This window comes from Qipengyuania flava (genome assembly GCF_011762005.1).
GTDB classification, from domain to species: Bacteria; Pseudomonadota; Alphaproteobacteria; order Sphingomonadales; family Sphingomonadaceae; genus Qipengyuania; species Qipengyuania flava.
This window is the reverse complement of record NZ_JAASQU010000002.1, coordinates 15,596-29,069: the sequence shown is the minus strand read 5'-3', so window position 1 is coordinate 29,069 and position 13,474 is coordinate 15,596. Positions and strand designations below refer to the sequence as shown.

11 protein-coding genes are annotated in these 13,474 nt (G+C 63.2%); 3 read left to right on the top strand and 8 right to left on the bottom strand.

Translation table 11 applies throughout. The features are described 5' to 3' along the window. Positions 1-13: 13 nt before the first annotated feature. Positions 14-937 carry a tetratricopeptide repeat protein gene (locus FHS69_RS06875; RefSeq protein WP_243844586.1) on the top strand — a complete coding sequence of 308 codons (924 nt, stop codon included), beginning with the start codon at positions 14-16 and terminating at the stop codon, positions 935-937. 70 nt (positions 938-1,007) lie between these two features. Then, on the top strand, positions 1,008-1,877 hold the full coding sequence (gene tilS, locus FHS69_RS06870) for a tRNA lysidine(34) synthetase TilS (RefSeq protein ID WP_279588316.1): 870 nt from the start codon (positions 1,008-1,010) through the stop codon (positions 1,875-1,877). Positions 1,878-1,884: 7 nt separating this feature from the next. Here tilS and FHS69_RS06865 read toward each other — a convergent pair whose 3' ends face one another. The 7 genes from FHS69_RS06865 to rimO form a co-directional block, all read right to left on the bottom strand. Beyond that, on the bottom strand, positions 1,885-2,559 hold the full coding sequence (locus tag FHS69_RS06865) for a L,D-transpeptidase family protein (protein WP_166777108.1): 675 nt from the start codon (positions 2,557-2,559) through the stop codon (positions 1,885-1,887). Between the two features lie 84 nt (positions 2,560-2,643). Further along, a complete protein-coding gene (gene eda / locus FHS69_RS06860) occupies positions 2,644-3,255 on the bottom strand; it encodes a bifunctional 4-hydroxy-2-oxoglutarate aldolase/2-dehydro-3-deoxy-phosphogluconate aldolase (protein WP_166777107.1) in 612 nt (203 codons plus the stop codon). Continuing rightward, positions 3,252-4,226, bottom strand: coding sequence for a glucokinase (gene glk, locus FHS69_RS06855; protein WP_094063662.1), 975 nt, complete (start codon positions 4,224-4,226; stop codon positions 3,252-3,254). Before glk ends, eda begins: the two co-directional genes overlap by 4 nt. Beyond that, on the bottom strand, positions 4,223-6,040 hold the full coding sequence (gene edd, locus FHS69_RS06850) for a phosphogluconate dehydratase (RefSeq protein ID WP_130586088.1): 1,818 nt from the start codon (positions 6,038-6,040) through the stop codon (positions 4,223-4,225). Before edd ends, glk begins: the two co-directional genes overlap by 4 nt. After that, complete coding sequence (gene zwf / locus FHS69_RS06845; RefSeq protein ID WP_166777106.1) at positions 6,030-7,472, bottom strand: glucose-6-phosphate dehydrogenase; 1,443 nt, start codon at positions 7,470-7,472, stop codon at positions 6,030-6,032. Before zwf ends, edd begins: the two co-directional genes overlap by 11 nt. Positions 7,473-7,864: 392 nt before the next feature. Beyond that, positions 7,865-10,231, bottom strand: coding sequence for an EAL domain-containing protein (locus FHS69_RS06840; protein ID WP_166777105.1), 2,367 nt, complete (start codon positions 10,229-10,231; stop codon positions 7,865-7,867). A gap of 241 nt (positions 10,232-10,472) precedes the next feature. Further along, positions 10,473-11,846 carry a 30S ribosomal protein S12 methylthiotransferase RimO gene (rimO, locus tag FHS69_RS06835; protein WP_166777104.1) on the bottom strand — a complete coding sequence of 458 codons (1,374 nt, stop codon included), beginning with the start codon at positions 11,844-11,846 and terminating at the stop codon, positions 10,473-10,475. Positions 11,847-11,923: 77 nt separating this feature from the next. Between rimO and FHS69_RS06830 the strand changes: the two genes are divergently transcribed. Next, positions 11,924-12,322, top strand: coding sequence for a DUF1761 domain-containing protein (locus tag FHS69_RS06830; RefSeq protein ID WP_151885350.1), 399 nt, complete (start codon positions 11,924-11,926; stop codon positions 12,320-12,322). 4 nt (positions 12,323-12,326) lie between these two features. On the opposite strand, the gene FHS69_RS06825 is transcribed toward FHS69_RS06830, so the two are convergent. Further along, positions 12,327-13,445, bottom strand: a complete 1,119-nt coding sequence (locus tag FHS69_RS06825; RefSeq protein ID WP_166777103.1) for a potassium channel family protein — start codon at positions 13,443-13,445, stop codon at positions 12,327-12,329. Positions 13,446-13,474 lie beyond the last annotated feature (29 nt).

Sequence of the window (13,474 nt, the reverse complement as noted above, 5' to 3'; positions counted from 1 at the left end):
CCAGGAGATCCCGATGATTTTCGGATCGTTTGCCCGCAACCTGTCTGTCTTCGGGGCCGGTTTCGCCCTGCTCGCCACGGCCACGCCGGCGCTGCCGCAGGATGGCAATGACGAAGCCCGCCTGCGCCGTCTCGAGGCCGAAGTGCGCGCGTTGCAGCGCAAGGTCTTCCCGGGCGGGGACGGACGCTTTTTCGAACCCGAAATGACCGCGCAGCCCTCGGTCAATTCGACAACTTCCGGCACATCGACGACGGCAGTCACCGATATCCTCGCGCGGCTCGATGCGCTCGAAGCGCAATTGCAGCGCCAGACCGCGTTGAACGAGGAGAACGCCAATGCGGTGCGCCAGCTGAGCGAACGTCTCGACGCGGTCGAAGGACGCAGTGCATCGGCCGGGGGAACCGCAGGTGCCGGCACGGTAACGACGACCAACGCATCGGCACCCCCATCCACCGGCGCAACGCGGGCGGTGGCTACGGCGCAACCCGCCGGACCGACGCAGGAGCGGCTGGCCGCGGTGCAGGCGATCGCAAAGCCGCAGACCGACGACAGCGGCGATGACGAATATTCCTATGGCTTCCGCCTATGGGATGCGGGCTTCTTCCCGGAAGCCCAGCAGCAGCTGACCATGTTCGTCGAACAGAACCCGGCTCACTGGCGCGCCACCTATGGCCGCAATCTGCTCGGGCGTGCCTATCTCGACGATGGCAAGGCCAAGGAGGCCGCGCCGTGGTTCCTCAAGAACTACCAGGAAGACAAGACCGGCGCACGCGCGGGTGACAGCCTGCTTTATCTCGCGGAATCCATGATCGCGCTCGACGATACGCGACGCGCCTGCATCGCGCTGGCCGAATTTTCCGAAACCTATCCCGCGCTTGCCGCGGGACGGTTGCAGGGCCAGTACGAAGCCAATCGCGGCAAGGTGAAGTGCGATTGACGCAGGGCTCGACCCGGCGCTGCTAGCGCGCTTCCGGGCCGAACTCGACAGCCTGCACCCGACAGGCCGCTTGGGTCTTGCGGTATCGGGCGGCCCCGACAGCATGGCGCTGCTTGCGCTTGCCCATGCCATTCGTGGCGATGCCATTGCGGTTGCCACGGTCGACCATGGCCTGCGTCCCGAAGCGGCGAGGGAATGCGCCATGGTGGTGCGGGTCTGCGAACAGCGCGCCATCGCGTGCGACGTGATCCGGGTCACCGTTAACAAGGGCAATCTGCAGGACCGCGCACGGGCTGCACGCTATGCCGCGCTGGGTGACTGGGCCGCGCGGAAAGGTCTGAATGCGATCGCCACCGCGCATCATGCCGACGATCAAGCCGAGACGCTGCTCATGCGGCTCAATCGCGGTGCAGGGCTTGGCGGACTGGGGGGCATTCGCGCGAGCACGGCAATCGATGGCTGCGCGGTCCCGGTGATCCGTCCGCTACTGGGGTTTCGCAAGCGGGAACTGGCGGCGATCAGTACCAAAAGCGGGCTGCCGTCGGTGCAGGATCCTAGCAATCGTGATGAAAGTTTCGATCGGGTGCGCATGCGGGCGCATTTGGCAAAAGCGGAATGGATCGATCCCGCCGCGCTGGCGCGTTCCGCTGCGCATCTGGCCGAGGCGGAAGCCACGCTGCAGGCGATGGCAGACGACATCTGGCAGGCGGAAGCGGTGGTGCGCGATGAGGCGGTCATCGTACCCGAAACCCGCCATCCAGAAATCACTGCGCGTCTGGTCGCACGAGCCATGGCCACGCTGGGCGGCGAGAACGCGCCGGGAGAAACCGCCGCTTTCCTAAAGAAGCTCGCCCGGCGCGGCAATTTCGCGGGCATACTGATCGAACGGGAGGCCGGATGCTATCGCTGTAGCCGTGAGCCACCCCGGCGATCGGGCTAGGCCGGCCTCAGATGATGCTGTCGCCCATGCCGATGCGCTGGCCATCGGTGATGACAACCTTGTCGCCTGTCGTCGCGATGGCGAACAGTCGCTCGGCGATCGGGTCGGGGACGCCGATACAGCCATGACTGGCATAGCCGTTCTCGACCTCGCTGCCCCCGTGGATCGCCACACCGTCGCTGGTCAGGAACATCGACCAAGGCATCGGCGCGTTGCCGTATTTCTCTGAAACATTGTGCCGCTGCTTCCACAGGATCGGGAAGACGCCGGTGGGGGTCGGATGTTCGTCGGTGCCCAGCAGGACCGCTGCGGCACCGATTTCATAGCCGCCACGGAAAATGGAAATCGTGCGGGCCTGCAGGTCGACGGTAACCAGCAGCGGTCCGTCGGGCACGCCCTCATCGTCCCAATGCCACTCCCCGTACTTGATCGGCCCGTCGATCGGGAGGATCCGCCGCACGGTGTAGAGCTGTTCGGCATCGGCGACCGCTTTCGCCGCGATCGCACCATGTGCGTCGAACCGCGTTGCACTGGCTGGTGCAGGTGCCGCCGAAGTCTCGGCGAGAGGCGTTTCGCGTGCGGAATCGCCTTCAGCGGTCGCGGTACCGCCAATAGCCACGCCCGCGAGCACCAAGGCGGCTGCAACCGTGCCGCCGCCGATCCACTTCAGAATCACATCCATGCCACCATTATGCGCATGAATGCGTGAATTTTCCACCTATGGAGGAACTGCTGTGCCAATGCGGGGCGAACCCGCGCGAGAACCTCAGCCGGTCAAGCCGGCCGCTTCGCGTGCCACGCTGGCTACCTTGTCGACATCGACCGGCCCGCGCGGCGCGACCCAGCTTCCTCCTACGCAGAGCACGGGGTCGAATGCCAGCCACTCGCTCGCATTGTCGAGGCCGATGCCCCCGGTCGGGCAGAAGCGGCACTGGCCGAAAGGCGCAGCCAGCGCCTTCAGCGCGGGCAAGCCGCCCGCCGCCATGGCGGGGAAGAACTTGAAATGGGTAAGCCCGAGATCGAGGCCGCGCATGATATCACCGGCATTGGCGATGCCGGGAAGAAAGGGGATGCTCTCGCGGATCGCGGCCTTGCCCAGCGGCTCGGTCAGGCCGGGAGAAACGATGAATTCGCTGCCTGCGTCGATCGCATCGGCCAGTTCGCGCTGGTTGGTGACCGTACCTGCCCCGACGATGGCACCTGCGACGCCGCGCATGATGCGGATCGCCTCGAGTGCTGCCGGCGTGCGCAAGGTGACCTCCAGAACGCGCAGCCCGCCCGCCACCAGCGCTTGTGCCAGCGGCTCGGCCTGCTCGACCTCGTCGACCACGATCACCGGAATGACCGGCGCTGTCTGCATGATATCGGCAATCGTCATCGGAAATTCCTGGCAAAGGCCGCTGCGGCGCCGAACAGGCCCGGTTGCGGATGGGTGATCAACTTGACGGGGATTCCCGCCATCAATTCGGCGAACCGTCCCTTGGCGCGAAAGCGCGAGGCGAAGCCCGATTTGGGCAGATATTCGCGCAGGCGATAGCCGAGCCCACCGGCGATCACGACACCGCCGAAGCCGCCCTGCGCGAGAGCGATGTCACCGGCAACGCTGCCGAGCGAGAGGCAGAACCGGTCGAGCGCGGCGGCGGCAAGGCTTTCCTGATCCTCCATCGCGCGCGTCCAGATCGCGATATCATCCTCGTCGCGGGTCTTGCGGTTCTCCATCGCGGCGAGCGTCTGGTAGATGTCGACGATCGCGGGGCCGGACACGACCCGTTCGATCGAGACGCGGTTGTGCCTCTTGCGCAGCCGCGCGAGGATCGCATCCTCGATGGTATCGAGGGGCGCGAAATCGATATGGCCGCCTTCGGTCGCCTGCACGCGGTAATCGCCACCCGAACGCCACAGATGGGCGACGCCAAGTCCCGTGCCCGGGCCGAGCACGCTTATCGTGCCATCGGGCGTCAGCGACCGGTCGGGGCCGGTAAGGTGCAGGAACTGGTCGTCGGGCGCGCGCGCCACCGCATGCGCCACGGCCTCGAAATCGTTGACGATACAGTAATTCTCGACGCCCAGCTTTTCGCGAACCAGCGCTGGCCGGATGATCCATGGATTGTTGGTGAAGCGAATCACCTCACCACCGACCGGGCCCGCGATCGCCATGGAGATGCGCGGTGGCAGCGAACCGCCCATGCGCTGTCGGAAGTCCTCCCACGCGGTCTGGAAGCTGGCGTGATCTTCGGTGTGCAGCGTTTCGGGCTTGCCCAGCGTGATCGTTCCGTCTTCGTCTACCGTGGCGATGGCAAAACGCGCATGGGTGCCGCCGATATCGACACTGACGAGGTCCGTACTCACAGGCCCGACGCCGCCAGCATGGCCGACGCGCCCTGTTCGGCCCCGTCGGCCCCGGCGCGGAACAGGGCGAAGAATTCGCGGCCCATTCCGGATTCGGGTTCGGGCGCTGGAGCCGTCTCGCGGGTGCCAAGATCGGCCTGCGTCGAAAGCTCGCCGGTCGCTGCGCAGACCTTGACCATGTCACCGTCACGCAATTTCGACAGCGGACCACCGCCCAGCGCTTCGGGCGTGCAGTGAATGGCGGCGGGCACCTTGCCCGAAGCCCCCGACATGCGTCCATCGGTGACAAGCGCCACGCGATAGCCGCGATCCTGCAGCACGCCGAGCGCAGGAGTCAGCTTGTGCAATTCGGGCATGCCATTGGCGCGGGGCCCCTGGAACCGCACGATTACTACGACGTCGCGATCGAGTTCACCCTTGGCGAAGGCTTCGTTGACCGCATGTTGCGTATCGAAAACGCGACAGGGCGCTTCGACCGTCCAGCGTTCGCGCTCCACGGCAGAAGATTTGAAGCATGCCCGTCCGAGATTCCCCTCGACCAGCCGCATGCCGCCATCCTCCTGAAACGGATCGGAAGCGGGGCGCAGCATCTCGGGATCGCCCGAGGGGCCCGGATCGCGCCATACCAGCGCATCGCCGTCCATTCCGGGTTCGCGCGCATAGGTTTCGAAGCCGCCGTCCCATACGGTCAGGATATCGGCATGCGCCAGCCCTTCCTCGAGCAGCGTGCCGACGACGAAACCCATGCCGCCCGCTTCGTGGAAGTGGTTCACATCGCCCGAACCGTTCGGGTAGACGCGGGCGACCAGCGGCACCGCACGCGACAGTTCGGCCAGGTCTGTCCAGTCGAAGCGGATACCCGCTGCGCGCGCCATGGCGGGGATGTGGATCGCATGGTTGGTGGAGCCACCCGTGGCGAGCAGCCCGACCGCTGCGTTGACAATCGCCTTTTCGTCCACCACCCGCGCCAGCGGACGGAAATCGTCGGTCGACTTGCCGATCGCAGCCAAACGGTGCGTTGCCGCCCGGCTCAATTCCTGGCGCAGCTTGGCTCCGGGCTGGACGAATGCGGCCCCGGGGACGTGAAGCCCCATCATTTCCATCATCATCTGGTTGGAATTGGCGGTGCCGTAAAAGGTGCAGGTGCCGGGCGAGTGATAGCTTCCCATCTCGCTCGCCAGCAATTCCTCGCGGTTTGCCTTGCCCTCCGCATAGAGCTGGCGAACCCGCTGCTTCTCCTTGTTGGAGATGCCCGTGCCCATCGGTCCCGAGGGCACGAAGATCGCGGGCAGGTGACCGAAGCGCAACGCACCCATCAGCAATCCGGGGACGATCTTGTCGCATATTCCCAGCAGCGCCACGCCGTCATACATCGCATGGCTGAGCGCGACGACGGTCGACATGGCAATCGTATCGCGGCTGAAGAGCGAGAGCTCCATGCCCGCCTCGCCCTGCGTAACCCCGTCGCACATGGCGGGGGTCCCGCCAGCGACTTGCAGCGTCGCGCCAACTTCGCGCGCCCAGATCTTCATCCGTTCGGGATAACGGTGATAGGGCTGATGCGCGGACAGCATGTCGTTATATGCGGTGACCACGCCGAGGTTCGGGCCCTTGGCGGCCATGATCGCTGCCTGATCTTCCTCCGCACCAGCAAAGGCATGCGCGAGGTTGGAACACGACAGTGACCCGCGATTGACCTGGCGATCACCCTCACGGTCCATCAGTTCGAGATAGGCGCTGCGGCTGTCGCGCGAGTTGGCGATGACCCGCTGGGTCACGCGGTGGATCGTGTCGTTCAGCGGTTTATTCGTCATGCCAGCTTACTCCGTCGCGCTCGGCCAGCGCGATCGCCGCGCTCGGCCCCCAGCTGCCGGCGCCATAGGTCTTGGGCTTGATGTCTTCGCGTTCCCAGAGCTCGCGAATTGCGTCGATCCATTCCCATTGCGCCTCGACCTCGTCACGGCGTACGAACAGCGTCTGGTCGCCTTCGATCAGGTCGAGCAACAGGCGTTCGTAGGCGATCCGGCGGACCGTGCCCGAAAAGGCATCGGGCATGGCGATATCGAGCGGAACCTGCCGCAAACGGATGCCGTCGCGATCGAGGCCGGGGACCTTGGCCATCATCGACATCTGCACGTTCTCTTCCGGCTGGATGCCGATCACGAGCCGGTTGGGGCGGGTGGTGGCTCCGCGTCCCTCGAAGATGGAATGCGGAATGCACCGGAACTGGATCACGATTTCGGTAACCCGTTCGGGCAGGCGCTTCCCGGTGCGCATGTAGAACGGCACGCCCTTCCAGCGCCAATTGTCGACATGCGCCTTTAGCGCGACGAAAGTCTCGGTATCGCTGTCCTTGCCCAGTTCCTCGTCATAGCCGGGTACAACAGCGCCCTCGACGGCACCGGCGCGATATTGCCCGGTCACCGTTTCGTCGCGCCCGACATGCCGCAAGGCGCGCAGAACCTTTACCTTCTCGTCACGCACCGCAGTGGCATCGAAGCTTGTCGGGGGCTCCATCGCCACAAGCGCGAGCAATTGCAGCATGTGGTTCTGGACCATGTCGCGCAGCGCGCCGCTGTCGTCGTAATAGGCGACCCGCGATTCCAGCCCCACCGTCTCGGCCACGGTAATCTGCACGTGGTCGATATAAGTCGCGTTCCAGACCGGTTCGAACAGCAGGTTGGCGAACCGAAGCGCCAGCAGGTTCTGGACGGTTTCCTTGCCCAGATAATGATCGATGCGGAAAATGCGGTCTTCGCTGAAGGCCTTGGCAACCGCGTCGTTGATTTCCTTGCTCGATGCCAGATCGGTACCGAGCGGCTTTTCCAGCCCGATCCGGACATTGCCTTTCGTAAGACCGGCATGGACCAGGCCATCGATCGTCGGCTCGAACAGGCTCGGCGCGGTCGAGAGGAAGATCGCCAACCCCTTGTCGTAGGTACCGACTTCGCGCGCGAGATCGTCATAGCCTTCGCGGGTGGTCGCATCGACCGCCACGTAGCTCAGGCGGTTGAGGAAATCGGCGACCCCGCCACGGCGATGATCGGGCAGGTATTTCTCGAGCGCCTGCCGCGCGAAATCGCGAAACTCGCGCGTGGACATTTCCGAACGAGCGGTGCCTACGATCTTCAGGTCGGGTTCGAGCAGGCCTTCGGCATCGAGCGCGCATAGCGATGGCAAAAGCATGCGCTGGGCGAGATCGCCCGTTGCGCCGAACAGCAACAGCCGGTCTGCAGTAACATTCATTCGCGTAGCCAAGCGATCATTCGGGTCACTCCTCACGCAGCGGTTAACAGCGTGCGCAGCGACATTCCACCCGGCTGCATTCCTATTCTCTCAAGACGCGAGCGAGCGAACCGATGCGATGCGTGCTTAACGGTTCTGGGGGAAAGGGCAGTGGAGTTTACGAGCATGAACACGCGAAACAAAAGCTCTCGAAGAGGCTTCGTTTCAGCAAAGCGCGCAGTGATCAGAGACACAGGCAGCGGATACGAAAAAGGGCCCCGGTGAAGGAGCCCTTTCGTTATTGGCTTTGGGCCAAATTCAGCCCGGAAAGAGCCAGTCCCAGAAACTCCACATGGTCATACCTCCTGATTGCTCAAGAGTTAAATGCCATTAACCATATCTGTTTGTAAAGCCTAAACCATGTTTGATAAGGACTGTCCGGGCACAACCTCCTGATATTCAAGCAAATTGGAAAGTGACAGGGGACGAGAAAAAGCAAATCCCTGGACCTGTTGACATCCCGCTTCTTCCAAAAGCGGGATGTCGTGCGGGTTTTCCAGACCCTCGGCCACGACAGTGATTCGCGCTTCGCGACCCATTGCAGCGATACTGGCCACGATTGCGCGAGCCTTGGGGTCACGAGCGATATTGGCAACGAACAAGCGATCGATTTTGATCTCGTCGAAGGGCAGCTCGTAAAAGGTCTCGTAGCTCGCCGCGCCCACGCCGAAGTCGTCCATTGCAATGCGAACGCCGATCGAGCGCAGTTCTTCGAGAATGCTGGCCGCCACGGTATGATCGGAAATGCGAGCAGTCTCGGTGATCTCGAGAGTGAGATATTCCGGATCGAAACGGGTCGCCTGCAACACGTTTCGGACCAGGCCGACAACGCGCATGTCCCCGAGCAGCGTCGCGGAGATATTCACCGACATGGTGATCTGGTGCCCGCGGAAGTGCAGTAGCTGCCCGGCCGAACAGGCGCTCTGCAATACATAGCGGGTCAAATGCTCCATCCGTCCGGCTTTTTCGCACTGCTGGATGAAGTGCATCGGCGAGATGAAGCCGCGCGCGGGATCATGCCAGCGCACCAGGGCTTCGACGCCGGCGACCGAATTGGTGAGCAGGTCGATCTTGGGCTGGTAGACGCAGTAAATTTCGCCTGCTTCCATCGCCTCATCGATCCGCGCGCGGAGCGAGATGTCCCACAGCAAATCAGTCTCGGAACCTGTTTCCGCGATCGCGATCGGGTTGTGCGCCTCGGAGGTTTCTTCCGCAGCCGCTACCGCGGCAGCCAGACGTGCAGAGGGGTCGCCTTCGATGGCGGCCACACCGAACGTAATGCCGACGTCCACCGAAAATCCGCCCACTTGGACGGGGGCTGCAAAAATGGCGCGCAGGCCTTCGAGATGTTCGACAACCGCGTCGGTGTCGTCGCTGGCAGTGTGCCAGCCGAGATGATGCCCGTCGCTATAGACAGCGAGATTGGGGTCGGCGGCGCGCAACCGGTCGACCAGCTTGAGTACGTAGCTGCCCTTGTCGTCGGCGCGAAGGGTCTTGAGTACGCGCTCGTAATTCTGGATCTTGGTGATGACGATGTGGCCATTGCCTACCGCATCGCGCAGCAGCCTGGCTTCTAGCGCGCGCAGCTTCGGCAGGCCGGTTTCCAGATTGACCATTTCGACGCGGCGCTTCCACCGCATGCGTGACCGAAAAGCTGCATAGATCAGCAAGAGCGCCATCGCGTAGGACAGCTCTACCCGCGCGCCGATCTTGGCCGCCCCGATGGTGAGAATGGGACAGGCGATAACAAGAGCGCCGTAAGCTGCCCATCGCTGATGACGTGATGAGCTGAGGAGGATCGCTAGAAAGAGCGCAACAGCGAAAATCGAAAGCGTGGTGACGCCCTTCATCCAGCGGGTGTTGCCAGCCTTCAGAGTTTCTCCCGCGTAAATGTCGATATAGCTGGCCGGAGCACCAAACTTGCCTGGAATTTTCTGTATGGAAGCCTGGACCTGGTTCGTATGTCCGATGACTACCGTCTTCCCGGTAACCTCTACCGGAATGCTCGATGCTGTTTGGTCCAAGGTTGCAAAGGCGGCAACCGATCCTAGCGGTATCTGATCATAACTGAATCCATAATCGACCGGGAACCTGCTCCCAGGTTTCCCTTCGACACCTGCGATTGCGGCACCGAAAGAACGATGCCAGCGACCATCCACTTCGTAGCCGTATGCCAGCTCCCAAGCGAATTCGAGCCAGTTTCGGTCGGTTTCATCCGATACGACGCGGGTAGTCGACCCCCCAATGGTGGGCGACGTCGACCGCCAGAGGCGCTCACCGCCCGTGCCTTCGACGAACCGGTCCACCAATGTCAGGCGCGGCCCGAGATCCGCAATGGCCCGCGCAAGTGTCTCATCTGCCGCGGCATCGCCCGACGCATTGAAGGGAATGTCGAGAAAGACCTTGCCGACACCTTGCCGGTCCAATTCGTCCAGAGCCTTGGCAAGTTCGATCCGGTTCTCCGGAGTGCGCGGATCGTTGAGGGCTTCGTCCGATGTAACGAATACGACTTCGCCTGAGGGCGAGCGATCCGCGACGCGCGATTCGAAGAGCCGCAGGAAGTCTTCGAGCGGCTGGAGCAACATCACCGAGTAGAGACCCAGCGTAAGCAGGCCCGCCCAAACGACATGGCGCAAGCGCTCGAGCAGGCGTCCGCGGAACAGCGAACGTCCGCGCAAAAGCATTGGCCGGGCCAGCTTCGAGAGACTTTGGGCACCCATCGAGCGCCCTTATGACGCTCTTAAGTTTAAGAAAGTTTTGATGGTTCGGGCGCGGTAGCTGCGTAACCCAAACGGGGTGCGGGATACGAAGGTAAATTCCGGTTTAGGAATTGGCGTGAAGCGAAACCGGGCTTTTCTGCGCCTTCGCGCGCTGCGCCGGCGAATTTATCGTTCGAAATAAGAGGTATAGATTGCACCTCCCAAGGTGATCGCCGATGGTTAACAGGTCATAGACATTGTATCAGGCTACCGCACCGAACAGGTCGTGCGCATCACTGTCCTCAATTGAGACAGTTACGATATCCCCCTGGGCGAGCGTCTGAGGGACATTGCGCAGGTACACCGCACCATCGATTTCCGGAGCATCGGCCTGGCTGCGGCCGGTGGCGCCGATATCGCCATCTTCGTCAGGTTCGCCGATCTCGTCGATGATGACCGGAATGGTCTTGCCGACCTTGGCTGCCAGTTTCGCGGCGCTGATCCGCTCCGTCACTTCCATCACGCGCGCAAAGCGTTCTTCCTTGATCGCCTCGGGAACCGGGTCGGGCAGGGCGTTGGCCTGCGCGCCCTCGACCGGTTCGAAGCGGAAAGCGCCGACGCGATCGAGCTGCGCTTCCTCGAGCCAGTCGAGCAGGTAACGGAAGTCGTCCTCGGTCTCGCCGGGAAAGCCGACGACGAAGCTGGAGCGGATTGCGATCTCGGGACAGATTTCGCGCCAGCCCTTCAGCCGTTCGAGCACCTTGGCTTCGTTTGCCGGGCGTTTCATCGCGCGCAGCACCTTCGGGCTGGCGTGCTGGAAGGGGATGTCGAGATAGGGAGTCAGCAAGCCCTCGGCCATCAGCGGGATGACCGCATCGACATGCGGGTAGGGATAGACATAGTGCAGCCGCACCCAGGGCGGCGTGCCATTACCGATATCGAGCTGGCCCAGTTCGCGGGCGAGGTCGGTCATATGGGCGCGGACGGGTTCGCCCTTCCACATACGCTCCTCGTGCCGCGTATCGACGCCGTAGGCGCTGGTATCCTGGCTGATGACCAGCAGTTCCCTGGTTCCGGCGGCGACCAGTTTCTCGGCTTCGCGCAGCACTGCGTCGATCCGCCGGCTGGCCAGCTTCCCGCGCAGGTCGGGAATGATGCAGAACGCGCAGGAATGGTTGCAGCCCTCGGAGATCTTGAGATAGCTGTAATGCCGCGGGGTCAGCTTGACGTCGGGCTGGGGAATCAGGTCGATGAAGGGGCCCTGGCTGGGCGGGGCATGCGTGTGGACCGCTTCGACGACCTGCTCGTACTGATGCGCGCCGGTGACCGCGAGCACCTGCGGATGCGCGGCGCGGATCGCATCGGCCTCATCGCCCATGCATCCGGTAACGATCACCCGGCCGTTTTCCGCAATTGCCTCGCCGATTGCCTGAAGGCTCTCTTCCTTGGCGGAATCGAGGAAACCGCAAGTGTTGACCAGCACCACGTCGGCCCCCGCGTAATCGGGGCTCATCGCATAGCCGTCGGCGCGCAGGCGCGTGAGGATGCGCTCGCTGTCGACCAGGGCCTTGGGGCAGCCGAGGGATACCATGCCGACCTTCTTCTGGTCGGGGATTGCAGTGCTGGTGGTGGTCATGATTGCGCGCGCCCCTACACGGTTGACGCGGTTTGCGCTAGCTTCCTGCGCATCAAGCAGAACGGGGAGGATCGGTTATGGCGGAAATCAACTGGTTGGCAGTACTGCTGGGGGCGCTGGCCTTCTTTCTGGTCGGCGCGATCTGGTATGGCGTGCTGTTCGCGAAGGCGTGGCAGAAGGCCGCGGGTTTGAGCGACGAGGCCATCCAGGGCGGCAATATGGCGCTCATCTTCGGACTGACGTTCCTCGCCGAAATCGTGATTGCGCTGACATTGTGGCACGGCATCGTGCGCAGCGGCGCAAGCGATCGCGCCGTAATGATGATGGCGGTCGGCTTCGGCGCCACCATCATGGTGCCCGCGATAGGAATCAACTACCTGTTCCTGCGCAAGAAACTCGCGCATTTCCTTATCGATGCGGGCCATTTCATCGTCGGCATGGCCGCGATGGGCGGGGTGTTCCTGCTGTTCCGCTGAGGAATCAGCTGTTTTCCAGATCGTCGCGGTCGTGCCCGTCGCCCTTGGTCTCGCCATTGGTAGTCGGGACGATCTCGACGACGATATCACCGGTCTGCAGCTTCTGGCACTCGGCTTCCCAGAAACCCAGCGCCCTGCCGTTGCGATAGACCCGCAAGCCGCGCCCACCCGTGGTCAGTTCGCCGATCGCCTTGCCGCATTCCTCGGCGGTGACCTCGCGCTCGACCAGCTGGACGCGTCCCGAGACGCTGGCGAGGTCGGCAAGATAATCGGCGATATGTTCGCCCTTGGCGCTCCCGGCCAGCAACAATCCGGTAAAGCGAACCGGGTTGATGACGTTGTTTGCCCCCGCCTGCCGTGCGAGCGATTCGTTGTCGTCGGCGCGCACCACCGCGCTGATCGGGACGTGCGGCGCAAGCGCGCGCACCGTCAGCGTGATCAGGATGGTGGTATCGTCGCGTCCGGCCGAAACCAGCACGTTCTGCGCCTGCGCTATCCGTACCGCCTTGAGCGTCTGGTCGCGCGTGGCATCGGCGGCCATGACGTTGCAGCCGAGCGCTTCGGCCTCATGCAGCCGTTCCTCGCTCGGGTCGATGACCACGATGCAACTCGGATCCGTCCCGCGTTCGATAAGTTCGTCGACCGCCTCGGAGCCGGAGATGCCGTAGCCCAGCACCACGATGTGGTCTGATAGCTGTTCCTGGATGCGGGCCATCCGCCATTTCTCCCAGCTGCGCTTGATGATGAAATTATAGGCCGTGCCTACGAAGATGAAGAACACCGCAAAGCGGATCGGGGTCACGATGACTGCCTCGACCAGCCGCGCGCGGTCGGAGATCGGGGCAATGTCGCCGAAGCCCGTCGTGGTGATCGAGATCATGGTGAAATAGACAACGTCGAGGAAGCTGACATCCCCGTCGAGATTGTCGACCAGTCCCTCGCGGTCCCACCAATGGACCATGATCACGATGAAAATCAGGAACAGCGCCGCGCCGAGGCGGATACTCAGATCGCCCCACACCGGCAGCTTGACCGCGCGACGAAGCGGCTGGAAGCGCGGGCCGCGATAGGTACGCCCCTTCGATGCCGGGACGATGCGATCAAGCTGTTTGTCGCTGCTCATGCGGCGTCTTGGTGCGCGCGGAACATCGC

Bases quoted from the DNA above. Each gene is read 5' to 3' on its own strand.
- FHS69_RS06865 (WP_166777108.1), bottom strand. From the start codon at position 2,559: ATGGATGTGATTCTGAAGTGGATCGGCGGCGGCACGGTTGCAGCCGCC.
- FHS69_RS06825 (WP_166777103.1), bottom strand. From the start codon at position 13,445: ATGAGCAGCGACAAACAGCTTGATCGCATCGTCCCGGCATCGAAGGGG.
- edd (WP_130586088.1), bottom strand. From the start codon at position 6,040: ATGACGAATAAACCGCTGAACGACACGATCCACCGCGTGACCCAGCGG.
- eda (WP_166777107.1), bottom strand. From the start codon at position 3,255: ATGACGATTGCCGATATCATGCAGACAGCGCCGGTCATTCCGGTGATC.
- zwf (WP_166777106.1), bottom strand. From the start codon at position 7,472: ATGAATGTTACTGCAGACCGGCTGTTGCTGTTCGGCGCAACGGGCGAT.
- FHS69_RS06830 (WP_151885350.1), top strand. From the start codon at position 11,924: ATGGCGGAAATCAACTGGTTGGCAGTACTGCTGGGGGCGCTGGCCTTC.
- FHS69_RS06840 (WP_166777105.1), bottom strand. From the start codon at position 10,231: ATGGGTGCCCAAAGTCTCTCGAAGCTGGCCCGGCCAATGCTTTTGCGC.
- rimO (WP_166777104.1), bottom strand. From the start codon at position 11,846: ATGACCACCACCAGCACTGCAATCCCCGACCAGAAGAAGGTCGGCATG.
- FHS69_RS06875 (WP_243844586.1), top strand. From the start codon at position 14: ATGATTTTCGGATCGTTTGCCCGCAACCTGTCTGTCTTCGGGGCCGGT.